Genomic DNA, 24636 nt, shown 5'->3' on the forward strand with positions numbered 1-24636 from the left:
AGTTATCTCGAGCAAGCACCTGTTGAAAAAACCAGACGAAAAAAAAGCGCAGTCCGTTTCCGGCTGCGCCCTTTACTGCAAGTCGCCGTTACGGCCGCTTGCGCTCAACCGCCCGCAACAGATGCGTGGGTGGCGTTTCACAGCTGATCTTGCGACCGAGTTTTTCTTCGATGGCCGGTAGCTGGTAGGAGTCATCTTCACCGGCAAAACTGATGGACACACCGTCTGCGCCCGCACGACCGGTACGGCCGATGCGGTGCACGTAGTCGTCCGGCACTTCCGGCAAGGTGAAGTTGATCACGTGGCTGATGCCGTCGATGTGGATGCCGCGACCGGCCACGTCGGTGGCGACCAGCACGCGAATCTTGCCTTCGCGGAAACCTTCCAGGGTCTTGATGCGCTTGTGTTGCGGCACGTCGCCCGACAACTGCGCGGCGTTGACGCCATCGCGTACCAGGCGTTCTTCGATGCGCCGCACTTCATCCTTGCGGTTGGCGAAAACGATGACCCGCTCCCAGCCGTTGTCGTTGACCAGGTTGTAGAGCAGTTTGTATTTGTCGGCACCGGCCACCGCGTAGATGTGCTGTTCGACGTTTTCGTTGGCCACATTCTGCGACTCGATCTCGACGATGGCCGGGTCGGTGGTCCATTGCTTGGCCAGGTTCATCACGTCTTCGGTGAAGGTCGCCGAGAACAGCAGCGTCTGCCGCTCGTTCTTCGGCGGCGTCTGGCGAATGATCTGGCGCACCTGTGGGATGAAGCCCATGTCGAGCATGCGGTCGGCTTCATCCAGCACCATGACTTCGACCATGTCCAGGTGCACGTCGCCGCGCTGGTTGAAGTCCAGCAGGCGGCCAGGCGTGGCCACGAGGATGTCGCAGTGGCGGGCTTCGAGGTGCTTGAGCTGCTTGTCGAAGTCCATGCCACCGACGAAGGTCATGACGTTCAGGCCGGTGTACTTGGTCAGGTCGGCGGCGTCCTTGGCGATCTGCACCACCAGTTCGCGAGTCGGGGCGATGATCAGTGCGCGCGGCTCGCCCATGTAGCGCTCTTTTGGCGGCGGGGTTTGCAGCAGCTGGGTGATGATCGAGATCAGGAAGGCCGCGGTCTTGCCGGTACCGGTTTGCGCGCGGCCGATGGCGTCTTTGCCGGCGAGGGTGAAGCCCAGCACCTGGGCCTGGATCGGCGTGCAATACGGGAAGCCCAGGTCCTGGATGGCGTGCATCAGTTCGGGGGCCAGTTTGAAATCGTGGAAACGGGTCTTGCCTTCCTGGGGTTCGACGACAAAGTCTTCGAGTTTCCAGGGAATGACCGGCGCCTTGGGCTTGGGTTCGCGGCGCGGCTTGGCAGGTTTTGGCGTTTCGCTGCGCGGTTGCTCGGCGGCGGTTGGCTCAACGGGCTCGGCGACCGCTGCGCTCTTTGGCTCGTGTTTCGGTGCCGCTACCGGGGCGGCCCGACCAGGCTGATGACCGTCGGTGCGGTGGCTGGGGGTGTGAGACGGAGCGCTGGGGACTGGCGCGAGTTGCTCAGTCTCGCTTTTACCGAACATTTTCTTGAGTGCTTTGAGCACGGTCATCTCATCAATTGGTTAAGGAATGTACGCCGGCCAGTGTAATGCAAGAATCGGGCGCGGCGTAGTGGGATGGATCAAAGGGCGTTTTTAAACATCGACGGTCAGCGCAAACGCTCGGTCAGCCACAGGCCGATGTCGCGAATCTCCTCGGGTAACACTTCGTGGCCCATTGGGTATTCCTGCCATGTCACGGTGACACCACGCTGCTTCAAATGCTCGTAGGCGCTACGTCCCATGGAGTTTTGCACCACGTCATCGTACTGGCCATGCAGCGACAGCACCGGAATGCGCTGCTGGCTGGCGGACAGTTCCAGCTCATCGCCAAAGGTCGGTGCATAAGTCGAGAGGGCAAGTACGCCACCCAGCGGGCCCTGCCATTTCAGAAACGCGGTGTGTAGAACCACGGCGCCGCCCTGGGAAAAGCCGGCCAGGAAAATCCGCGAGGCGTCTATTCCGCTGGCGCGCTGCTGTTCAATCAATTCGATAACCCGGTCCGCCGATGCTTCCAGTTGCTCGCGATTGATCGCGCGCGCCGGGCTCATGGCCAATATGTCGTACCAGCTCGGCATCTCGTAGCCACCATTGATGGTGACCGGGCGGTGTGGTGCCTGAGGCAGGACGAAGCGGGTGCCCAGCAAGGTTTCCTGCAGGGCTTCGGCTACCGGCAAGAAGTCGTAGCGGTCGGCACCCAGGCCGTGCAGCCAGATAACGCAGGCGTCTGCGTCCTTTACGGGCTGAAGAATCAAGGGCTCGGTCATGGTTGCTCCAATTTTGTGCGGGCGCTCTCATTGAGTGCGAGGTCCGAGGGCGCCTCTGGTTGATCAGTTACGAAGATGTCGCAAGGCTACAAGTTTTGCTATTGACCTGTCGCTTAACCGCTTTAGCAGCCGGTGTGGTACGGGCTTTGCTATGGGGAAGCGGTGCAACTCATCTCGCGCCTGGCGGTAACACTATCAGTGTACGACTGGCCGCGGGATAGCAAAAATCCGGTAATGGATGTTCGCCAGTGGCCGCTACGGGCTTCGCGAACGAGAAAGGGCTACAGCCCGTTCGGCCGATTGGTGAGAAGTGAGGTGTCCATTATGTGGATTTTCTCCTACTAGACTCATGGCTACGGTCCTAACGTCGGTTGACCCTAAAAAAAGCCAACACGGGTCACCACCGCCTCAAAAGGGTGCGACTGGACTCACGCTCCGACACAACAAGAGCAAAACTGGAGGTTTGAATGAAGATGTTGAAATCCACCCTGGCGGTCGTGACTGCAGCCGCGGTACTCGGCGTCAGTGGGTTCGCTCAGGCGGGCGCGACCCTGGATGCAGTGCAGAAGAAAGGTTTCGTACAGTGCGGCGTCAGTGATGGCCTGCCTGGTTTCTCGGTTCCGGATGCCACCGGCAAGATCGTCGGCATCGACGCTGACTACTGCCGCGCCGTGGCCGCTGCTGTCTTCGGCGACGCGACCAAGGTCAAGTTCAGCCAGTTGAACGCCAAGGAGCGCTTCACCGCGCTGCAGTCGGGCGAAATCGACATCCTGTCGCGCAACACCACCATGACCAGCTCCCGTGACGCAGGCATGGGCCTGAAATTCCCGGGCTTCATCACTTACTACGACGGCATCGGCTTCCTGGTCAACAACAAGCTGGGCGTCAAGAGTGCCAAGGAACTGGACGGTGCAACCATCTGCATCCAGGCCGGTACCACCACCGAGCTGAACGTTTCCGACTACTTCCGTGGCAACGGTCTGAAATACACCCCGATCACTTTCGACACCTCCGACGAGAGCGCCAAGTCGCTGGAATCCGGTCGTTGCGACGTACTGACCTCCGACAAGTCCCAGCTGTTCGCCCAGCGCAGCAAGCTGGCTTCGCCGAAAGACTACGTGGTGCTGCCGGAAACCATTTCCAAGGAGCCACTGGGCCCGGTCGTGCGTAATGGCGACGACGAGTGGCTGGCCATCGTGCGCTGGGTTGGCTACGCCATGCTCAACGCCGAAGAAGCCGGCATCACTTCGAAGAACGTCGAAGCCGAAGCCAAGGGCACCAAGAACCCTGACGTCGCCCGTCTGCTAGGTACCGACGGCGAATACGGCAAAGACCTGAAAGTGAAGAAAGACTGGGTCGTGCAGATCGTCAAGCAGGTCGGCAACTACGGTGAAGTGTTCGAGAAAAACCTCGGCAAGAGCACTCCCCTGGAAATCGACCGTGGGCTGAACGCCCTGTGGAACGCTGGCGGCATTCAATACGCACCACCAGTGCGCTGATGGTTCTATCACCCGGCGGGCCAACCGCCGGGTGATGTTCTGTTCCATTATTTGCGGGGCACTTCATGCAAAATTCAATCGGCGCACCTAAGCAGAGGCTCAGCCTCAGCGATCCACGAGTGCGTGCGTGGGTATTCCAGATCATCACCATCATCGGGGTGGTCTCGCTAGGCTGGTTTCTGTTCGACAACACGCAAACCAACCTTCAACACCGGGGCATTACCTCCGGTTTTGACTTTCTGGAGCGCAGTGCCGGCTTCGGCATCGCTCAACACCTGATCGACTACACCGAAGCGGACAGTTATGCCCGGGTGTTTGTCATCGGCCTGCTCAACACCTTGCTGGTGACCTTCATCGGCGTGATCCTGGCGACCATCCTCGGTTTCATCGTCGGTGTGGCGCGGCTGTCGAAGAACTGGATCATCGCCAAAGTGGCGACGGTTTATGTGGAAGTCTTCCGCAACATTCCGCCGCTGCTGCAGATCCTGTTCTGGTACTTCGCGGTGTTCCTGACCATGCCGGGTCCGCGTAACAGCCACAACTTCGGCGACACCTTCTTTGTCAGCAGCCGCGGCCTGAACATGCCGGCGGCGTTGATGGCCGATGGTTTCTGGGCGTTCATGACCAGTATCGCGGTGGCCATTGTCGCCATCGTGCTGATGTGCCGCTGGGCCAACAAGCGCTTCGAAGCCACTGGCGTGCCTTTCCACAAGTTCTGGGTCGGCCTGGCCTTGTTCCTAGTGATCCCGGCGCTGTGCGCACTGATTTTTGGCGCGCCCGTGCACTGGGAAATGCCGCAACTCAAGGGCTTCAACTTCGTCGGCGGCTGGGTGCTGATCCCGGAACTGCTGGCCTTGACCCTGGCGCTGACCGTGTACACCGCAGCGTTCATCGCCGAGATCGTGCGTTCGGGCATCAAGTCGGTCAGCCACGGCCAGACCGAGGCGGCGCACTCGTTGGGCCTGCGCAACGGTCCGACCCTGCGCAAGGTGATCATCCCGCAAGCCTTGCGCGTGATCATTCCACCGCTGACCAGCCAATACCTGAACCTGGCGAAGAACTCCTCGCTGGCGGCCGGTATCGGTTATCCGGAGATGGTCTCGCTGTTCGCCGGCACGGTGCTGAACCAGACCGGCCAGGCGATCGAGGTGATTGCCATCACCATGAGCGTGTACCTGGCGATCAGTATCAGCATTTCCCTGCTGATGAACTGGTACAACAAGCGCATTGCGCTGATCGAGCGGTAAGGAAAAGCGCATGAGCACTCATACTTTCAAACCTGACATGCCGCCACCGAGCCGCAGCATCGGCGTGGTGGCGTGGATGCGCGCGAACATGTTCTCCAGCTGGCTCAACACCCTGCTGACCCTGTTTGCGTTCTACCTGATCTACCTGGTGGTACCGCCGATCCTGAGCTGGGCGATCCTCGATGCCAACTGGGTGGGCACCAGCCAGGCCGACTGCACCAAGGAGGGCGCCTGCTGGGTGTTCATCCAGCAGCGCTTCGGCCAGTTCATGTACGGCTATTACCCGCCGGAACTGCGCTGGCGCGTCGACCTGACCGTGTGGCTGGCGGTCATCGGCGTGGCGCCGCTGTTCATCTCGCGCTTTCACCATAAAGCGGTGTATGGCCTGAGCTTCCTGGTGCTGTACCCGATCATTGCCTGGTGCCTGCTGCACGGCGGCGTCTTCGGCCTAACCCAGGTGGCGACCAGCCAATGGGGCGGCCTGATGCTGACCCTGGTGATCGCCACCGTCGGTATTGCCGGTGCCTTGCCGCTGGGGATTGTCCTGGCTTTGGGACGTCGTTCGAACATGCCGGCGATTCGAGTGGTCTGCGTGACCTTCATCGAATTCTGGCGCGGCGTGCCATTGATCACGGTGCTGTTCATGTCCTCGGTGATGCTGCCGTTGTTCCTGCCCGAAGGCATGAACTTCGACAAGCTGCTGCGGGCACTGATCGGCGTGATCCTGTTCCAGTCGGCCTACGTGGCCGAAGTGGTGCGTGGCGGTCTGCAGGCGATCCCCAAGGGTCAGTACGAAGCCGCCGCAGCGATGGGCCTGGGCTACTGGCGCAGCATGGGCCTGGTGATTTTGCCGCAAGCCCTGAAGCTGGTGATCCCCGGCATCGTCAACACCTTCATCGCGCTGTTCAAGGACACGAGCCTGGTGATCATCATCGGCCTGTTCGACCTGCTCAACAGCGTCAAGCAAGCCGCCGCCGACCCGAAATGGCTGGGCATGGCCACCGAAGGCTATGTGTTCGCCGCCCTGGTGTTCTGGATTTTCTGTTTTGGTATGTCGCGCTATTCCATGCATCTGGAACGCAAGCTCGACACTGGCCACAAGCGTTAGGAGTTCTTTGTAAATGAGCGAAGCAATCAAACAGCCTGTGAGCCCTGAAGGCATTATTCAGATGCAGGGCGTCAATAAGTGGTACGGCCAGTTTCACGTACTCAAGGACATCAACCTCAACGTCAAGCAGGGCGAGCGTATCGTCCTGTGCGGCCCGTCGGGTTCCGGCAAGTCCACCACCATCCGCTGCCTCAATCGCCTGGAAGAACACCAGCAGGGCCGCATCGTGGTCGACGGCGTGGAACTGACCAACGACCTCAAGCAGATCGAGGCGATCCGTCGTGAAGTCGGCATGGTGTTCCAGCACTTCAACCTGTTCCCGCACCTGACCATCCTGCAGAACTGCACCCTGGCGCCGATGTGGGTGCGCAAGATGCCCAAGCGCAAGGCCGAGGAAATCGCCATGCACTACCTGGAACGCGTACGCATTCCGGAGCAGGCGCATAAATTCCCGGGGCAACTGTCCGGCGGCCAGCAACAGCGTGTGGCGATTGCCCGGGCGCTGTGCATGAAACCGAAAATCATGTTGTTCGACGAACCGACTTCGGCACTCGACCCCGAGATGGTGAAAGAGGTTCTGGACACCATGATCGGCCTGGCTGAAGACGGCATGACCATGCTCTGCGTGACCCACGAAATGGGCTTCGCCCGCACCGTGGCCAATCGCGTGATCTTCATGGACAAGGGCGAAATCGTCGAGCAGGCCGCGCCGAACGACTTCTTCGACAACCCGCAGAATGATCGCACCAAGCTGTTCCTGAGCCAGATCCTGCATTGATCTAACCCAGGCAATGAAAAAAAACCGGACAGTGTCCGGTTTTTTTTGCCTGTCGGTCGGGTAAATCTCAGGTCGCCATCCGCGCCCCGGCGAGACTGCCGCTCAATTCATACGCGGCCAGCTCCGCCTGATGCGCCGCCAGCAACTCCGGCAACGACCCACGCAGGTATTCCACCCAGGTCTTGATCTTCGCATCCAGGTATTGCCGTGACGGATAGATCGCGTACAGGTTCAGCTCTTGCGAGCGGTACTTGGGCATCACCCGCACCAGCGTGCCGTTGCGCAGGCCGTCGATCGCGGCGTACAGCGGCAGGACGCCAACGCCCATGCCGCTGGTGATCGCGGTTTTCATGGCGTCGGCCGAGTTGACCAGGAATGGCGAGCTGTTGATGGTGACCATTTCCTGGCCATCGGGGCCGTCGAAGGCCCATTTTTCCAGGGGGATGACCGGGCTCACCAGGCGCAGGCAGGCGTGGTTGAGCAAGTCGCTGGGTTTTTGCGCGCAACCGTTGGCTTTGACGTAGGCGGGCGAGGCGCAAACGATGCTGTAGGTGATCCCCAGGCGCTGGGAAACGAAGCCCGAGTCAGGCAGTTCACTGGCGAGCACGATGGACACGTCGTAGCCCTCGTCCAGCAGGTCCGGCACGCGGTTGGCCATGGTCAGGTCGAAGGTCACGTCCGGGTGGGTCTTGCGATAGCGGGCGATGGCGTCGATCACGAAGTGCTGGCCGATACCGGTCATGGTATGCACCTTGAGCTGCCCGGCCGGGCGCGCGTGGGCGTCGCTGGCTTCAGCCTCGGCTTCTTCTACGTACGACAGGATCTGCTCACAACGCAGCAAGTAGCGCTTACCCGCTTCGGTCAGGGCGATGCGGCGTGTCGTTCGATTGAGCAGACGGGTTTGCAGGTGGGCTTCCAGGTTGGAGACCGCGCGCGAGACGTTGGCCGTGGTGGTGTCCAGTTGCACGGCGGCGGCGGTGAAGCTGCCGGCCTCGGCCACGTAACTGAAGGCGCGCATGTTTTGCAATGTGTCCATGGGGTGCTCTCGGGTTCGATGGCAAATTGTGACACGAAGTTTCAGGGTCTGAGACCCCGACCAAGGGATTATCGCGTTAACGGTAACAAAGATTCACAGGATTCCCAGCTTATCGCCATCAAGAGCGCCCCATAGAATTGCCCCGATCCCACGAGATCCATTTGCCTCCTCCCAAATTCAGGAAATCGCAGCAGTGCCGCGTCGCATCAGCAGAGCGCTTCAGCCGCTCAGTGTTTTGGCTTTAACCCTGGCAATCAGCGGCTGCATCGGAACCGGAGGTATCGCCCCACAGGGCAAGGCGCTGGAGGCCAATTCACTGGCCACCGACGCAGCGATCCAGAGCGCCGCCCAGGATGCGCACTGGCCCACCGCCCAATGGTGGCAGGCCTATGGCGATCCGCAACTGAGTCGCTGGATCGACCGCGCCGTGCAAGGCAGCCCGAGCATGGCCATGGCGGCGGCACGAGTGCGTCAGGCCAAGGCCATGGCCGGTGTGGCCGAAGCGGCGCAGGCGTTGCAGATCAATGGCGAGTCCACGCTCAAGCGTCACAACTGGCCCACCGATCAGTTCTACGGCCCCGGCGACCTGGCCAACAGCACCACCTGGGACAACAACGCCGCGCTGGGCTTCAGTTACGCCCTCGACCTCTGGGGCCGCGAAAGCAATGCCACCGAGCGCGCCGTCGACATGGCCCACATGACGGTCGCCGAAGCACGCCAGGCGCAGCTCGAATTGCAGAACAACATCGTGCGCGTCTACATCGAACTCTCATTGCACTACGCGCAGCGGGACATCGTCGAAGCGACGTTGACGCAGCAAGAGCAAATCCTCGAGCTGGCGCAGAAGCGTTTGGACGGCGGCATCGGCACCCATTTCGAAGTCAGTCAGGCCCAGACGCCATTGCCGGAAACCCACCGCCAGATCGACGCGCTGGACGAAGAAATCGCCCTGAGTCGGAATCAACTGGCCGCCCTGGCAGGCTTCGGGCCGGGGGGGGGCGCGCAGTTGCAGCGACCAACACTGTCGCTGGGCGCAGCACTGAAACTGCCGTCGACGCTGCCGGCGCAGTTGCTCGGTCAACGCCCGGACGTGGTTGCCAGTCGCTGGCAAGTGGCGGCGCAGGCGCGAGGCATCGATGTGGCGCATGCCGGGTTCTACCCGAACGTCGACCTGGTCGGCAGCCTGGGCTATATGGCCACCGGAGGCGGGGCCCTGGAGTTCTTGACCGGCAAGAAGCTCAACTACAGCGTTGGCCCGGCCATTTCGCTGCCGATCTTCGACGGCGGGCGTTTGCGCTCGGAGCTCGGTGAAGCCTCGGCCGGTTATGACATCGCCGTGGCCAGGTACAACCAGACGTTGGTCAACGCGCTGAAAAACATCTCCGACCAGTTGATCCGCCGCGAGTCCATGGACAAGCAGCAGGCCTTCGCCGCCGAGTCGGTGGCCGCCGCGCAGAAGACCTACGACATCGCGATGATCGCCTACCAGCGCGGGCTCACCGATTACCTCAACGTGCTCAATGCGCAGACGCTGTTGTTCAAGCAGCAGCAGGTGCAGCAGCAGGTGCAGGCGGCGCGATTGAGTGCGCATGCCGAACTGGTGACGGCGTTGGGGGGTGGGCTGGGTGCCGGTAACGATGTGCCAAACGACAGCCAGACCGCTGCACCGAAAACCCCGAGCCTTTTGCGTTGAACACAACACCTGTGGGAGCGGGCTTGCTCGCGAAGAGGGTGTGTCAGTCGATGGCGATGTTCCCTGACACACCGCTTTGGCGAGCAAGCCCGCTCCCACAAGGACCGAGTTCTCATCGCACAATTTTCGTTAACTGAGCAGGCTTTATGACCCCCTTGCCCGCACCTTTGCGCTGGCTCTACTCCCTCGAATGGCGCCGGGGTTTCTTCGACTGGGCACGCAGCGACGGCGTGACCTGGGTCTACATTTTCAAGGTGCTGTTCGCGGCGTTCCTGACCCTGTGGCTGGCGATGCGCCTGGAATTGCCGCAGCCGCGTACGGCGATGATCACCGTATTCATCGTCATGCAGCCGCAAAGCGGCCAGGTGTTCGCCAAGAGTTTCTATCGTTTTCTTGGCACCTTGACCGGCTCGGCGGTGATGGTGGCGTTGATCGCCCTGTTTGCGCAGAACACCGAACTGTTCCTCGGCTCGCTGGCGATCTGGGTCGGTATCTGCTCGGCCGGCGCGGCACGTTGCCGCAACTTCCGTGCCTACGGTTTTGTGCTGGCCGGCTACACCGCCGCGATGGTTGGGTTGCCCGCGCTGGCCCATCCGGACGGCGCGTTCATGGCGGCGGTCTGGCGCGTGCTGGAAATCTCCCTGGGGATTCTCTGCGCGACCCTGGTCAGCGCCGCGATCCTGCCGCAAACCGCCAGTGCCGCCATGCGCAATGCCCTGTATCAGCGCTTTGGCGTGTTCGCCTTGTTCGTCACCGACGGCTTGCGCGGACGCAGCCAGCGGGAAGCCTTCGAGGCCGGTAACGTGCGCTTCATTGCTGAAGCGGTGGGCCTGGAAGGGTTGCGCAGCGTGACGGTGTTCGAAGACCCGCACATGCGGCGGCGCAACGGTCGGCTCAGTCGCTTGAACAGTGAGTTCATGGGCATCACCACGCGTTTCAACGCCTTGCACCAGCTGCTCGAACGCCTGCGCAGCAATGACACCGATCACGCCGTGGCGGCCATCAAACCCGGTTTGCAAGACCTTGCCGAATTGCTCGATGGCTTCAGCGGTCGCGCGCTGACCAGTGCCGATGCGGCGCGTCTGGTCACGGCGCTGACGGCCTACAAGGCCGGCTTGCCGGCGCGGGTGCGCAGCCTGCGGGCGCTCTTCCAGGAGAGCGGGCCGAGCGATGCCGAACTGCTGGATTTCCACACCGCCTACGAACTGCTCTATCGCTTCGTCGACGACCTGCACAGTTATGCACAGACCCACGCCTCGCTGGCCGATCACAGCCACGAGCGCGAGCGCTGGGACGAGCCCTTCACCCCGCAAACCAACTGGCTGGTGTCGGCGGCCTCGGGGATTCGCGCCGCGTTCATCCTGGTAGTGCTGGGCAGCTATTGGGTGGCGACGGCGTGGCCGAGCGGGGCGACCATGACGTTGATCGCCGCCGCTACCGTAGGCTTGTCCGCCGCCACGCCGAACCCTAAACGCATGGCGTTCCAGATGGCTTGCGGGACGTTTCTCGGGGCGCTGATCGGCTTCGTCGAGATGTTTTTCATCTTCCCGTGGATCGACGGTTTTCCGTTGCTGTGCGTAATGCTCGCCCCCGTGATCGTGCTTGGTTCGTTCCTGGCCTCGCGGCCGCAATACGCCGGCGTCGGGCTTGGCTTGCTGATCTTCTTCAGCACAGGTTCCGTGCCGGACAATTTCACGGTCTACAACCCCTACACGTTCATCAACGACTACATCGCGATGGTCATCGGCATGCTGGTCTGCGCGGCGGCCGGGGCGATCATTCTGCCGCCGAACAGTCGCTGGTTGTGGCAGCGGCTCGAGCAGGACCTGCGCGGCCAGGTGGTCTACGCCATCAGCGGCAAGCTCAAGGGCCTGGCGTCGAGTTTCGAAAGCCGCACCCGCGACCTGGTGCATCAGGCCTACGGCTTCGCGACGGGGCAGCCGCAGGTCCAGCGGCAGCTGTTGCGCTGGATGTTCGTGGTGCTGGAGGTCGGGCACGCGATCATCGAGTTGCGCAAGGAGCAGGCGATCCTGCCGGTGCATCCGGCCTATGCCGAGTCCCAGCCGTGGCGCCAGTCCATCCGCGTGATGGGGCGTGCGCTGGTGCGGCTGTTCCTGCAACCGGGCCAGAGCAATCTGGAGCGTGCGTTGATCGCCGTCGACCACGCCATCAGCCGCGTACAAGCCACTGACGAACCCTTCGCTCCGCATTTCGACACATCGGCACTGCGCCGGGTGAAGAGCTACCTGCACTTTATCCGTACTTCGCTGCTGGACCCGCAATCGCCGCTCGCCGGCTACATGAATGCCAGAACCAACACCAAGCCCAAAGGACTTGACCATGCCTCGTGAAATCGCCTTCCACGGCGTTTACATGCCGACCATGACCCTGATGTTTTTCATTGCAGCGGCACTGGCCTGGGCGCTGGACCGATTCCTGTCCGGCTTCGACCTGTACCGCTTCTTCTGGCACCCGGCGCTGCTGCGCCTGAGCCTGTTTACCTGTCTGTTCGGCGCCATGGCGCTGACTGTCTACCGTTGACTCTCTACCCCTGAGAAGGCCCCGATGAAAAAGCTTTTCAGCCTGCTTGCGACCCTGCTGGTACTGGCCCTGGCGATATGGATCGGCCGCTCCCTGTGGGAGCACTACATGAACACGCCGTGGACCCGCGACGGCCGGGTGCGCGCCGACATCATCAACGTTGCCGCCGATGTCACCGGCGAAGTGGTGAACGTGCCAGTGCGCGACAACCAGTTGGTGAAGAAGGGCGACCTGCTGATGCAGATCGATCCCGAGCACTACCGCCTCGCGGTGAAACAGGCGCAGTCGCTGGTGGCGTCACGCAAGGCGACGTGGGAGATGCGCAAGGTCAACGCCCATCGCCGGGCCGACATGGACAACCTGGTGATCTCCCGGGAAAACCGCGACGACGCCAGCAACCTCGCCGACTCGGCCCTGGCCGATTATCAACAGGCCCAGGCGCAACTCGAAGCGGCAGAATTGAACCTCAAGCGCACCGAAGTGCGTGCGGCGGTGGACGGCTACGTGACCAACCTCAATGTCCATCGGGGCGACTACGCGCGCATCGGCGAAGCGAAAATGGCCGTGGTCGACATGAACTCGTTCTGGGTCTACGGCTTCTTCGAGGAAACCAAATTGCCCCACGTGCGCGTCGGCGACAAGGCCGACATGCAACTGATGAGCGGCGAAGTGCTCAAGGGCCACGTGGAAAGCATCTCGCGCGGCATCTACGACCGCGACAACCCGGAAAGTCGCGAGTTGATCGCCGACGTGAACCCGACCTTCAACTGGGTGCGCCTGGCACAACGGGTGCCGGTGCGGATTCACATCGATGAAGTGCCGGAGGGGGTGCTGCTGGCGGCGGGGATTACTTGTACGGTGGTGGTCAAGTCATTGTAGGAGTCAACAAAACGTCTCATGCAGATGCCGCCAAAGAATCTTGCCTTCCACCTTCTCGAACACCACGGTGGAGCGGCGATCGGAATGCAGGCCGGTGGCATCGGTTTGATGTTCGCGGTAACTCACGGTGGCGCCGCCATCGTGCAAGGCGATGCCGCTCAACTCGCCAAGCTCGATGCGGAACCCAAGCTTCTTGCCTGCGGCCATCAGGAACAACTCGTTCAACGCATCAAAATCCAGCACCCGGCCCAACGGCGAGACCATGGAAAACTGTGGTGAAAAACGCGTCAGTAAGTGTTCGAGTTCGCACGGGTCGCGTTCCTCGGCCAGCCATTGTTCGATGGCGACGTGCGCCTGGATCACTTCGTCGAAGTATTCGGTGTAGTCGGTCATGTTTGATTCCTTGAATTCTGTGGCGTCTGTTTCGACGCCTTCGCGAGCAAGCCCGCTCCCACATTTGAAAAACGCTCCCCTGTGGGAGCGGGCTTGCTCGCGAAGGCGTCAACCCGGTTTCAGAGCTGCCCACGCAACCCGAACCGCCTCATCAACGCCGACTCCAGCAAGCCCTTGGGCAACAATCGCGCCATCAACGGCAACGCCCGGCTGCCATTGCCCAGACGAATCAGGCGCGGCGGTTTGTTCTGTTGCACGGCCTTGAGCAATCCGGCGGCAAACTCACTGGCGGGCGTCGGATTGTCCTGGGACGCCTTGGCCCGTGCCCGAATGCCTTCACGCAGGGGAAACCACGGCGATTGCTCGCTGATCAATTGCTCCGCCTCATGCCCGGCATTCTTGGCGAAACTGGAAGCGATGGCCCCCGGTTGCACCTCCATCACCCGCACGCCAAAGGGCGCCAGTTCCATGCGCAAAGCATCGCTGAGGGCATGCACCGCGGCTTTCGAGGCGCAGTAAGCCCCAGCGAAAGGGGTAACCAGAACCCCGGACACGCTACCGATATTGACAACGATCCCCTTGGTCCGCCGCAACACGGGAAATAACGCGCGGGTCACGCCCACGATGGCGAACACGTTGGTTTCAAACTGACGCTGCATCGCCTGCACGCCACCATCGAGCAAAGGCCCCATGGCACCGTAGCCGGCATTGTTGACCAGCACATCGAGGCCGCCGTGTTGCTGGTTGATCCGTTCGCTCAGCTGTTCGAGTGCCTGGCCATCGTTGACGTCCAGTTGCACGGCAATAAAACCGGCGGTGGTCAGCGCTGCGACGTCTTCAGCCTTGCGGGCACTGGCCCAGACGGTATATCCGGCAGCCTTGAAGACATCGGCGAGGGCACGGCCGATGCCGCTGGAACATCCGGTAATCAACGCAACGGGCATGGCGCGGTCCTTGTGCAAAAGAGAGAAGGGGATCAGTCGGAGAAACTACCCTGTAACCGCTCGGCGCGAAACTCCAGGGTTTCCGGGCGGTAGCCGGGGCGCAGTGGCGGCATGGGCAGGCAATCTTCCCAGCGCCCCCCCGCCTGTAATTCGCCGGGCCCGCGATAGCGTGGGGCCGTGTACTGGTTGTCGGCCAGGTTGACGGTGTCGCCCGGCGCATAAGCAGCGACGCGCCAGCGCAACTCGGTCAGCGGCACGTCGTTGCCGTTGCTCATGGTCAATTGCAGCGGACGGTCGGCAGGGCAATGTTGCGGCGCATAGATGATGCGCAGCTCCAGGCGTTCAAGCTGTTTGAGCTCACGGTGATCCATCCAGATAACCCAGGTGGCGACGATGCCCAGGCCTGCGGCGGCGGCCATGGACACGGGCAAGGCTTTGGCTGGATAGCGCAGGAGCAGGATCAGCCAGGTGATGACCAGCAGGACACCGATGAACATGACGGGAAAACCTTGGGGATGGAGAAGACCATCCTACCTAAGCGCAGGGGAGGTGGCGATGGGAGAGATTTAGCGGTGAATGTACCGACCTATTCGCGAGCAAGCCCGCTCCCACATTCGATCGCATTTCTCCTGGAAAAACTCGGTCAACTGTGGGAGCGGGCTTGCTCGCGAAGAGGCCAGCCTGGGCAACACAAAACCCGGACAAAAAAAGCCCCCGGTCAACCCGCTGCGGATAGGGGACGCAGCGGGTTGAGCGGGGGCTTAAGGTGAACAATGCTTACTGCGCGATGGTTTTCACCGACACGCCGCGCTCGATTGGGGTCGAGCGCCCGTAGATATCTTCAAACCGCTCGATATCGTCTTCGCCCAGATAGCTGCCCGATTGCACCTCGATGATTTCGAGTGGAATCTTGCCCGGGTTGCGCAAACGGTGAACCGAAGCAATCGGAATGTAGGTCGACTGGTTTTCAGTCAGCAGGAACACGTTCTCGTCGCAGGTCACTTCAGCCGTGCCGCTGACCACGATCCAGTGTTCGGCACGGTGGTGGTGCATTTGCAGCGACAGGCACGCGCCCGGTTTCACCGAGATGTGCTTGACCTGGAAGCGTCCGCCCATGTCGACGGAGTCGTAGGAGCCCCATGGACGATAGACTTCGCAGTGGTTCTGGGTTTCGCTGCGGCCCTGTTCGTTGAGGGTGTTGACCATCTGCTTCACGCCCTGGACCTTGTCCTTGTGGGCGATCATCATGGCGTCCTTGGTTTCGACCACGACGATGTTTTCCAGGCCGATCACCGACACCAGCTTGCCGTTGCCGTGGATCATGCAGTTCTTGCTGTCCTGGATCACCACGTCGCCTTTGGTGACGTTGCCATTGGCATCTTTGGCATTCACTTCCCACAACGACGACCAGCAGCCGACATCGCTCCAGCCAGCGGTTAACGGTACGACGCAGGCACGCTGGGTTTTTTCCATGACCGAGTAGTCGATGGAGTTGTCCGGGCAGCAGGCGAAGGTGGCTTCGTCGATGCTCACGGTGTCGGCGTCCTGGGCGCTGCGCTCCAGGGTCAGCAGGCAGGTGTCGTAGATGTCCGGATCGTGCTTCTTCAGCTCTTCGAGGAAGCGGCTGGCGCGGAACAGGAACATGCCGCTGTTCCAGAAGTAACCGCCGGACTGGACGTACTCGGTGGCGCGCTTCACGTCCGGTTTTTCGACGAAGTGCGAGACGCGACTGACACCTTCGGGCAGCAGCGAATCGTTGGTCGACTTGATGTAGCCGTAACCGGTTTCCGGTTTGGTGGCCGGTACGCCGAACAGCACCATTTCGCCGTTCTCGGCGGCCACGGTAGCCAGGGCCAGGGCGCGTTGCAGGGCTTTCTGGTCTTCCAGCACGTGGTCGGCCGGCAGGACCAGCATCAGCTCGTCACGACCTTCGTTGACCAGCATCATCGCGGTCAGGGCCACGGCCGGCGCAGTGTTGCGGCCAAACGGTTCCATCAGGATGCGTTGGGTTTCCAGTTTGCGCGCGGCCAATTGCTCGTTGACGATGAAGCGGTGGTCCTTGTTGCAGACCACGATCGGCGTGTCCATGCCTTCGAACACCAGGCGCTCCAGGGTTTGCTGGAACAGGGTGTGCTCGCCGGTCAGGGCCAGGAACTGTTTAGGGAACTGCTTTCGGGAAAGCGGCCAAAGACGTGAGCCACTACCACCTGACAAGATCACCGGAATCATGTTGTTACTCCTTGAAAATCGTTTGGTTAGAGCTACGAACGCTGTGTCGTTTCACTCTTGTTCTTGTTCCGTGTCCAAAGGCTGACTCGTTCTCTTTGTAGGCGCCGGCTTGCCGGCGAAGGGGGCCTTGAGGACGCCTTCGCTGGCAAGCCAGCTCCTTCAGGGATTGCGGTCAACCTTTCGGAAAAATGATTAGCGCGTCGACACCGGGCGTTTCACCCAGACCGGCGACAGGCTGCTGCCGCTGCCGGTGACGTACAGCACGGCGGCTTCACCGCGTTCCAGGGCGACCGGTTTCACGTCGCCGACTTTCGTGGCGCCATCGTATAGCGCCAGGCTGACTTTGACCGGGTTGATTTCACGCTCGCCACGGCCCTTGGCGGCCACGTTCGGGACCACGTCGGTCTTGCCGTCGGCAGTTTTCAACGTCAGCGCCTTGTCGCTGAGGTTCTGCACGCGCACCAGGGATTTCTGCTTGTTCTTGAACGGCGGCTCTTCAATCAGTTGCGGCGCGCCGCTGGCGTTGTTGACCAGGGTGTAATAGTGGTCGCCGGCCAGTTTCACCGGCAGGGTCTGGCTGCCGACCTTGGCGCTGTAGTCACCGCCCGGCATGAAGCTGAAGTCGCTGCTGGACAGCGGCGCGACATCGCTCAGGTTGGTGCTGCCGACGGTGGCGCTGACTTCAGCGTTGCTGGCGTTGTAGATCCGCACGAAGGACGATCCTTTCGGTGCGGTCGGGCCGTACAGCGCGGCATCGCCGCCGGCGAAGGCCTGCATCGAGAGCACACTCATACCAGCAACCAGTGCAAAGGTCTTGGCGAGACGACGAGGAGTAGTATTGAAAGTCATGGTAGTACCTCTCTCTTTCAGTTTTGCGCCCGGTCGGGCGTCTCGGATTTAGTGTTTGCAGCTACGTTTTGTTGGCGCGCGCCGGCTTGTTTAAGCTCTGCGACCCACTGCGGGTCGGCGTCACCGATTTCGTTGTTCACAGGCAGATATCGTTCAGGAAACTCCCAGATCAGCACTTGCGGCGGGCTGTTCTTGAAAGCGTCGCTTTTCAGGTAGCTGAGCATCGGCAGGATCGGGCCGTGGCCGTCTTCGGCGTAATTGACCACGTCGCTGCGCAGCGCTTGTTTCAGTGCACCGACGAAGTTCCAGTTAGGGTTGGCGCTGTAGCTGGTGCCGATCAGTGCCACGGGCACTTCGGTGTTGGCGAACAGGGCGTCCTCAGCGGCCGGCTGGTCGGAAGCCGCCATGGTGTTGCGCTTCTGCAAAGGCTCTTGCGCCGGCATCAGGTTTTCGAACAGCGGGTCCAGCGGCAGGAACAGGCGCAGGTCGCCCTTGTGCGTGATTTTCTCTGCCGGCTCGGTGACGAAGTCTTGCGGTTCGCCGCTCAGCGGGTACTTGTCGGCAATGGTCCTGGCCAGGCGGTTGGCGGCGATCTCGGCGCCTTCCGGGGTCCAGTGGGTATCGGTGCGCAGGAACACTTGCTTGCCGTCCTGCTTGGCCGCTTGCAATGGACCCAGCAAATCAGGGGCAAGGATGTGATCGGCGGCCAGGCGCTTGTGGAAGTCCTGGTAGAGGTTGGCGTGGATGCTGGCCGGTTTCACCTCACCGAGGTGTTCCGGGTACAGGCGCACCTTGGCCGGTACCACCGCCATCACCAGTTTCACGCCTTTGTCCTTCAGGGTCTGGCGCACGCCTTCGACCAGCGCGTAGTTGCCTTGCAGGTTCAGCTCTTCGTTGACGGTCGGGTGGAATTCTTCATCGCTGTACAGCCACTGGTCGCGACCAAGCACAACGCCCGGACGACCCTCGTTGAACAGCTTGAAGTCCAGCGCGGCCCAGAGGTTGGTGCCCAGGCGCTTGATCGGGAACTCGTCGTCGTAGTGCGTCTCGACGGCTTTGGTCCAGCGGCCGTTGAGCACCGTCGCATCGGCGTTGGTGCTGAAGCCCAGGAAGCTGCGGACCGACCACAGGCCCAGGGCCAGCAGCGTCACCAGGAACAGGGCGATGTAGAAGATGCGTAATGAGCGGGTCATGGTCAGATCCCTCAGAACTGGAAGTAAAGGAACGGCGAGAAGCTTTGCGCCGAGAGTTTGAGAATCGAGGCGATGAACAGCAGCAGCACCAGGGCTCGCATCGCGTAACGCGACCAGTCAGCGGTCCAGTAGGCCGGTTGAACTTGCGCTTCCACGCCAACGGTGTAGCCAGGCTGGTGGATGCTCGCCGGGTTATCCCCAGGTGCAGCCTTGATCAGGCCCGGTTCAGTGGCGGCCGGGCCATCGCTGTCGACGTTCGCGGCAGGCTTGGTCTTGACCGGCGTCTGGTTGCTGTAGAAATCGCGCAGGCCGAAGAACGCCAGGGTCACGTAGGCCACGATCAGGGTCGCCACTTGCAGGCCGGTGAGGCTGGCCTGGTTGAGTTCCGACAGCGACCAGTCGCCGAAGCTGAACATCGCACCGTACATGCGACCGGCAACGTGCAGGTTTTCCGCACGGAAGATCACCCAGCCCATCACCACCAACAGGAAGGTCAGTGCCCAGCGGATCGGGTTGAAGGTGCGCGCCGAGGTGTTCAGGCCCAGGGCTTTCTCGATCGCCAGCCACATGCCGTGCCACGCACCCCAGACGATGTAGGTGATGTTCGCGCCGTGCCACAGGCCACCGAGCAGCATGGTCAGGAACAGGTTGCGATAGGTGGTCAGGGTGCCTTTGCGGTTACCGCCCAGGGTGATGTACAGGTAGTCACGCAGCCAGGTCGACAGGCTGATGTGCCAGCGGCGCCAGAACTCGGTGATCGACTGGCTGATGTATGGCTGCTTGAAGTTTTCCATGAAGCGGAAACCCATCATCAAGCCCAGGCCAATGGCCATGTCGCTGTAGCCGGAGAAGTCGAAGTACAGCTGCGCGGTGTAGGCCAGGGCGCCGAGCCAGGCATCGCCCGTGGTCGGGTTCTGCAGGGCGAAGCAATGGTCGGCCACCACCGCGAGGGTGTCGGCGATGAAGACCTTCTTGATGAAACCCTGCATGAACCGCGTGCAGCCCTCGGAGAACTTGTCGAGGGTGTGGGTGCGGTTGTTGAACTGGTCGGCCAGGTCGCGAAAGCGCAACACAGGGCCGGCGATCAGGTGCGGGAAGATCGCCACGAACGCCGCGAAGTCGATCAGGTTGCGGGTCGCCGGGGTATCGCCACGGTAGACGTCGATGATGTAGCTGATGGACTCGAAGATGTAGAACGAGATCCCGATCGGCAACAGCACGTGGGTCAGGATGAACGGCTCAAGGCCCACCGAGGTCATCATGGCATTGATGCTGTCGACCCCGAAGTTGGCGTACTTGAAGTAGCCGAGGATGCACAGGTCGACGGCCACGCCGAGCAGCAGCCAGCGCTGCGCCGGTTTGGTCCGCACGCCGGCGGCGCCGACTTTGAGGCCGATCCAGTAGTTCCACAGCGTGACCGCCGCGAACAGTGCGAGGAAGTCCACACGCCACCAGGCGTAGAACATGTAGCTGGCGATCAGCAGCAGCAGATTGCGATAGCGTTGCCCGCTCAAATAGTACAAGCCGAGAAAGATCGGCAAGAACAAAAACAGGAACACGTTGGACGAAAAAACCATCCCGATCTCTCCTTGTTTGAACCTACATTCAAGGGCCCAACGGCCCCCCCAAACCCCCCACGAAAAACCGGGGGGATAACTCACAAAATTCAAACCCTACGATCGTTCCCACGCTCTGCGTGGGAACGATCGTGCGTGGTCCTAGGAACCCTTGCCTTTTTCGTTGGCCGGGTCGTAGACACGGGTCAGGTCACCGCCGAGGCGGAAGGTCTTGAACGGTTGCATCTCGTGCTTCTTCTCCAGTACGTCCGGCGCGCAGGTGTAGAGGGTGCAGAATGGTTCAAGCCAGGCGAATTTCGAGTCGACCTTGAGATCGCTCATGTCCTGTTTCTTGCCGTTCTTTTCTTCGAACTCATCCGGGTCTTTCACCCCGGCGAGCACGCGATCACCCAGGCGCTTGAGCGCGCCGTTGTTTTCCTGACGCAAGTCCACACCATTGACCTGGGCGAAACTGGCGATCATCGCCAGCGGCGGCAGGGCGTAGTTGTGATAGGCGAGGGCGCGTTGCTGGCGCTTGAGTTCGTTCGGCAGATAGCCGTCCGCGTCGACCTGATTGGCGCCGACCTTGTATTCCTTCACGGCCCAGTCGAACAGGTCGCGGCGGTTGGTGGCGACGGAGGTCGCCATGACCGACCAGGCGGCCCAGTACGAGTGGTTGTTGGTTTTTTCCAGCGGCAGGTTGTCCCAGTCGCTGACCACCTGATCGGCCATGCGGTTGAACCAGGCCTCGATCAGCTGCGACTCCTGCTGATGGTTGGCCAGTGGATGGGAGTCAGAGAATTTCAGGCGAACGTACGACGACGCCATGCTGCCCAACGCCCATTTGCGCATGGACTTGCCGGTGTGGTTGAAGTCCTTGGACATCAATGCATCGGCCTTGGCCCAAGCGGTCAACCAGCTCAAGGTGCATTCCAGCTGTTCAGGGCGACCGTCACGCATGAACTGCATGACGCGCTTGCTGGTGCCACGTTCCATCTTGGTGATGTCGGCGGTGCTGTCGCGGAAGGCTTTCTCCGACTGCACGTTCAGGGTCGAGCGCGCCTTGTCCGAACCTTCGTACTTGCTGCGAAATTGCAGCGAGCCGGTGTAGGGCATCGGCATGGCATCGCAGCCTTCGCTCTTGTCGCCGCTTTTGACTTTCTCGATCGGCGCAAAATAGCCCTGTGGCGGGCGCAGTGGCGCCGCGGCCTGGGTCGCACCGGCGAACATCGCCAGGCTCAACAGCGTCAGTGTTGCAAGTTTCGGATTTCGCATAGCAGACCTCATTGCCCGGCTGAAGCGGTACGTTGCTCAGCGCTCGGGAATACGTTGCGTTTGCAGATTTTCGCTTCGACTTTCTGTGGCGCGGCGCCGGCTTTTTCCGGGCCCTGGATTTCGACGGCCAGCAGGTTCTGCGAGGCCCAGTCTTCGTCCGTGCGCAACTCGAAGGCGAAACGTCCGTCAGTGTCGGAGGTTTCCGGTTTTTCGATCTTGATGTCCTCGTGGCGCCCGTTCATGTACCAGAGGGTGGCTTGCAGGTTTTTCACCGAGGTGTCGGCGAAGCGGATGTCGACCTGGTGACTGCCGTTTTGCAGGTTCAGGTTTTTGCTGTTGACCATCAGTTCGTTCTTGCCAGGCTTCAAAGTGGTGCTGGCAGACATCTGTGCATCCTTGCCTTCGCAGCCGTTGTCCAGCAGCGCCATCATCTGGCGGTAGATGGTTTCCTGGTCGAGGCGATAGAGCGGCGAGAATTCCCAGATGAGAATCTTCGGCGGGTTCTTCTGGAACTCGTCGCTGCCCAGGTACTGCAGCATCGAACCTTCCAGGCCGCCGCCAGGGAACGCCACGTTGAGAATGTCGGCGCCGATGGCCTCTTCGAGGAAACCGGCGAAGTTGTAGTTCTTGCCACTGTGACTGGTGCCGACCAGGGTGATTTGCGGGTTACCGGAATCACCGAACAGATCGCCATCGCCTGCTTCGCCTTTCGGCTCGGTGGTGAATTGATCCATGTACTGGATCGCGTAGCTGGTGCCACAGAGTTGACCAGCCATGTTGTGCAATGTTCCGGTCTTGCCCATGCGACCCGACTTATGGGTCTCGAATTCACGCTTGGGAATGTCGGCGAAGGCCGGGATCTGCTTGACCTTTTCGGCCACGATTTTTGCCGTGCGCTGGGCACCGTAAGGCGTCCAGTGCTGGTCGCCGCGGAAGTAGAAGTCGTGGGCGGGCAGGGTGTCGGGCAGCGACTCGTTGGTCAGCGGCGACAGGTCCGGTACTACGTAACCCATCTGCGCGAAACGGCCGAGCATGGTCTTGTAGTTCTTCAGCGCCTTGTCGAAGTCGAAGCTGGCTTTCTCTGCCGGGTTCAACTTGTTGCGGTTCACCAGGCCACGGGTCGGCTGGTAAACGACAACCAGTTCCACGCCTTTGCTCTTGAACGCATCGTGCAATTGCTTCATGCGCTTGTAGCCGGCCGGGGTGGTATCGAATTCGGTGCGCAAGTCTTCCTGGGTCCGGAACAACCAGTCGCCCTGCGCCTGCACCAGGGTGGTGAAGTTCTGCTGATAGCGCGTGGTGTAGTTCTTCGCGTCGTGGGCCGCGGGGCACAGGCTGCAGCACGGCTCGGCGCTGAATTTTGGCGCTTGCACTTCATCGGCGCGAACACCGCCGCTGGCGGCGAGAATGCCGGCGGTCAGGGCCGACAGGCTGAGTAATTTGATCAAGTGTGGGTGCATAAAATTATCCTCAGTCCCGCATTTCGGTCTGGCGTTCGACAGGGTCGATCAGCACGGCTTTCTGCTGGCGTACCAACAGGTCGAGAATTTCATCCTGGCGCTCGCCGAGAATCCCCGAGAAGCTGATGCCACTGGATTTGGTCGGCGCGAGCATGGACACGCGATACAACTCGACGCTCAACGGCGAGTCGATGGACAGCGGGCCGCTGCCGTTGGCCGCCAGTTCACCGCCAACCACGATCAGCGATACCTGGGCGTCGAACGGATCGAGCTTGATGTCACGGTCGGTGTTGGTCAGGTCCTTGATGTGCCCGTAGACGCCGGTCAGGCCGTTGGCCATGGCGACGTTTTCGTACAGGCGAATGTTCACGCTGTTACGAATGCGGATGCCGTGACGACGGTTGCTGATCACCTTGTTGCCCCACAGCAGGTTGTCGGCACTCTCGTAGAGGGTGATGCCGTCGGTGTGGTTCTGGTAGATCTCGTTGTGGGCGATCAGGTTGTTCACGCTGTTACGGTCGATCACCAGGCCCGACAGTTTGTTGTCGTAGCTGCGGTTGTTGAAGATGAAGCTGTCGTTGACCTCACGGGAAATGATGATCCCGTGCTTCTTCTTGGTCCCGAACACCGTGTTGTCGGCAATGATCAGGCCGTGGGAACGGTCGTGCGGGTCGATGCCATAGACGATGTTGTCTTTGTAGGTGTTGCCCTTGACCACGAAGTCGCGGGTTTCGTAGCAGTAGAAGCCGTACCACATGTCCGAGAACTCGGAGCCGACGATCCAGCCGGTCGGCTCGGAACGCTTGAGCACCTTGGCCATGTTCGGCGTGTACTGGGAAATACTCACGCCGTAGGACTTACTGTTGGCGTAGCCGAAACTGGCGATCTTGCTGTTGGCGATGTAGGTCTCGGTGCCGCCCCAGGACAGCAGGAACGGACGGAATTCCTTGGGCGACTTGAAGGCCGCCGGGCCATTGGCCTTCTCGCTCCAGCCAGTGATCCTGGTATCGCGCACGAACAACTGGCCGTCGTTGACCAGGAACGAACCGGCCTCTTGGGACAGGCGCAGTTCCTGGGTCTGCTTGTCGATTTCGAGGATGCCGTGACGACCGACCACGATCGGCAACTTCGCCAGGAACACGCCCGGCGAGGTCTCGCTGAAGTACTGCTTGGGCAGCTTCTGCGCCAGGTCCTTGAGGTTCATGTAGCCGTCGTCGACGAAGATCGCCTGGGGGATGCCGTGCTGACGCACCACCCACTCGGCCATCTTGTTGTCGCCGCCGATGAAGTCCTTCAGGGCGTCTTCCTGCATCATCCGGCGCACGCTGATCTTGCCGGCCTTGCTGCGCACGATTTTCGCGGCGATGGCTTCGGCGGTATAGCCCGAGGTGTCCGGCAGTTTCGGCGTGGCCAGTTCCAGCGGCGCGGTTGGTGCGCTGCTGACGGTGTAGGTCTTGGCCTGCTGCAGTTCCTTGGCCATGGTGGCCGGCTTGCCTGGTTGAGGCACCGCCGGCTCCACATTGGCGAAGGCAGTCGCGCTGGCCAGCAGCATCGCGCCGGCCAACAGGCTGATCGAGCCTTTTCTGGCTTGATGATTCATCTGGGGGACTCCCTTCGCAATGTGC

The 24636-nt window shown here is 61.2% G+C and carries 21 protein-coding genes; 8 read left to right on the forward strand and 13 right to left on the reverse strand.

From position 1 onward, the window contains the following. Nucleotides 1–88: 88 nt before the first annotated feature. On the reverse strand, nt 89–1576 hold the full coding sequence (rhlB, locus tag BKX96_RS01085; RefSeq protein ID WP_046820486.1) for an ATP-dependent RNA helicase RhlB: 1488 nt from the start codon (nt 1574–1576) through the stop codon (nt 89–91). Nucleotides 1577–1674: 98 nt separating this feature from the next. Then, complete coding sequence (locus BKX96_RS01090; RefSeq protein ID WP_077182466.1) at nt 1675–2331, reverse strand: alpha/beta hydrolase; 657 nt, start codon at nt 2329–2331, stop codon at nt 1675–1677. Nucleotides 2332–2798: 467 nt separating this feature from the next. Between BKX96_RS01090 and BKX96_RS01095 the strand changes: the two genes are divergently transcribed. From BKX96_RS01095 to BKX96_RS01110, 4 genes are all read left to right on the forward strand, one after another. Then, entirely contained in the window at nt 2799–3830 is a 1032-nt protein-coding gene (locus BKX96_RS01095) for an amino acid ABC transporter substrate-binding protein (protein ID WP_046820484.1), read from the forward strand. Between the two features lie 65 nt (nt 3831–3895). Next, nucleotides 3896–5077, forward strand: a complete 1182-nt coding sequence (locus BKX96_RS01100) for an amino acid ABC transporter permease (RefSeq protein WP_046820483.1) — start codon at nt 3896–3898, stop codon at nt 5075–5077. Between the two features lie 10 nt (nt 5078–5087). Further along, nucleotides 5088–6185, forward strand: a complete 1098-nt coding sequence (locus BKX96_RS01105; RefSeq protein WP_046820482.1) for an amino acid ABC transporter permease — start codon at nt 5088–5090, stop codon at nt 6183–6185. A 13-nt stretch (nt 6186–6198) separates the two neighbouring features. Continuing rightward, complete coding sequence (locus tag BKX96_RS01110) at nt 6199–6963, forward strand: amino acid ABC transporter ATP-binding protein (protein ID WP_003171943.1); 765 nt, start codon at nt 6199–6201, stop codon at nt 6961–6963. 67 nt (nt 6964–7030) lie between these two features. Here BKX96_RS01110 and BKX96_RS01115 read toward each other — a convergent pair whose 3' ends face one another. After that, a complete protein-coding gene (locus BKX96_RS01115; RefSeq protein WP_046820481.1) occupies nt 7031–7999 on the reverse strand; it encodes a LysR family transcriptional regulator in 969 nt (322 codons plus the stop codon). A gap of 193 nt (nt 8000–8192) precedes the next feature. Here BKX96_RS01115 and BKX96_RS01120 point away from each other — a divergent pair, with 193 nt between their 5' ends. The 4 genes from BKX96_RS01120 (at nt 8193) to BKX96_RS01135 (ending at nt 13112) form a co-directional block, all read left to right on the forward strand. Further along, nucleotides 8193–9692: an efflux transporter outer membrane subunit gene (locus BKX96_RS01120; protein ID WP_077182467.1), complete on the forward strand. Its 1500-nt coding sequence runs from the start codon at nt 8193–8195 to the stop codon at nt 9690–9692. A gap of 146 nt (nt 9693–9838) precedes the next feature. After that, nucleotides 9839–12043: an FUSC family protein gene (locus BKX96_RS01125; protein ID WP_077182468.1), complete on the forward strand. Its 2205-nt coding sequence runs from the start codon at nt 9839–9841 to the stop codon at nt 12041–12043. Further along, on the forward strand, nt 12033–12233 hold the full coding sequence (locus tag BKX96_RS01130; protein ID WP_015096751.1) for a DUF1656 domain-containing protein: 201 nt from the start codon (nt 12033–12035) through the stop codon (nt 12231–12233). Before BKX96_RS01125 ends, BKX96_RS01130 begins: the two co-directional genes overlap by 11 nt. Before the next feature lie 24 nt (nt 12234–12257). Next, nucleotides 12258–13112 carry an efflux RND transporter periplasmic adaptor subunit gene (locus BKX96_RS01135; protein WP_077182469.1) on the forward strand — a complete coding sequence of 285 codons (855 nt, stop codon included), beginning with the start codon at nt 12258–12260 and terminating at the stop codon, nt 13110–13112. 3 nt (nt 13113–13115) lie between these two features. Here BKX96_RS01135 and BKX96_RS01140 read toward each other — a convergent pair whose 3' ends face one another. The 10 genes from BKX96_RS01140 to algG form a co-directional block, all read right to left on the reverse strand. Next, nucleotides 13116–13505 (reverse strand): hypothetical protein, encoded by a 390-nt coding sequence (locus tag BKX96_RS01140; protein ID WP_046820477.1) that lies wholly within the window; start codon nt 13503–13505, stop codon nt 13116–13118. 119 nt (nt 13506–13624) lie between these two features. Further along, nucleotides 13625–14449, reverse strand: coding sequence for an SDR family oxidoreductase (locus tag BKX96_RS01145; protein WP_046820476.1), 825 nt, complete (start codon nt 14447–14449; stop codon nt 13625–13627). A 32-nt stretch (nt 14450–14481) separates the two neighbouring features. Beyond that, nucleotides 14482–14946 (reverse strand): hypothetical protein, encoded by a 465-nt coding sequence (locus BKX96_RS01150; protein WP_046820475.1) that lies wholly within the window; start codon nt 14944–14946, stop codon nt 14482–14484. A gap of 280 nt (nt 14947–15226) precedes the next feature. Next, the gene (locus BKX96_RS01155; RefSeq protein ID WP_046820474.1) at nt 15227–16678 is read right to left on the reverse strand and encodes a mannose-1-phosphate guanylyltransferase/mannose-6-phosphate isomerase; all 1452 of its coding nucleotides are present in this window, start codon (nt 16676–16678) and stop codon (nt 15227–15229) included. Nucleotides 16679–16870: 192 nt separating this feature from the next. Further along, nucleotides 16871–17527, reverse strand: coding sequence for an alginate O-acetyltransferase AlgF (locus BKX96_RS01160; RefSeq protein ID WP_046820473.1), 657 nt, complete (start codon nt 17525–17527; stop codon nt 16871–16873). Nucleotides 17528–17544: 17 nt separating this feature from the next. After that, nucleotides 17545–18720, reverse strand: a complete 1176-nt coding sequence (locus tag BKX96_RS01165) for an alginate O-acetyltransferase (protein WP_046820472.1) — start codon at nt 18718–18720, stop codon at nt 17545–17547. A gap of 11 nt (nt 18721–18731) precedes the next feature. After that, nucleotides 18732–20297 carry an MBOAT family O-acyltransferase gene (locus BKX96_RS01170; protein WP_046820471.1) on the reverse strand — a complete coding sequence of 522 codons (1566 nt, stop codon included), beginning with the start codon at nt 20295–20297 and terminating at the stop codon, nt 18732–18734. A 141-nt stretch (nt 20298–20438) separates the two neighbouring features. Further along, the gene (locus BKX96_RS01175; protein ID WP_046820470.1) at nt 20439–21551 is read right to left on the reverse strand and encodes a mannuronate-specific alginate lyase; all 1113 of its coding nucleotides are present in this window, start codon (nt 21549–21551) and stop codon (nt 20439–20441) included. A gap of 8 nt (nt 21552–21559) precedes the next feature. After that, nucleotides 21560–23011 (reverse strand): alginate O-acetyltransferase, encoded by a 1452-nt coding sequence (locus tag BKX96_RS01180; protein WP_077182470.1) that lies wholly within the window; start codon nt 23009–23011, stop codon nt 21560–21562. A 10-nt stretch (nt 23012–23021) separates the two neighbouring features. Beyond that, nucleotides 23022–24611, reverse strand: coding sequence for a mannuronan 5-epimerase AlgG (gene algG / locus BKX96_RS01185; protein WP_046820468.1), 1590 nt, complete (start codon nt 24609–24611; stop codon nt 23022–23024). Between the last annotated feature and the right edge of the window lie 25 nt (nt 24612–24636).

Origin of the sequence: Pseudomonas putida, assembly GCF_001976065.1 — a bacterium.
Taxonomy (GTDB): Bacteria; Pseudomonadota; Gammaproteobacteria; order Pseudomonadales; family Pseudomonadaceae; genus Aquipseudomonas; species Aquipseudomonas serbica.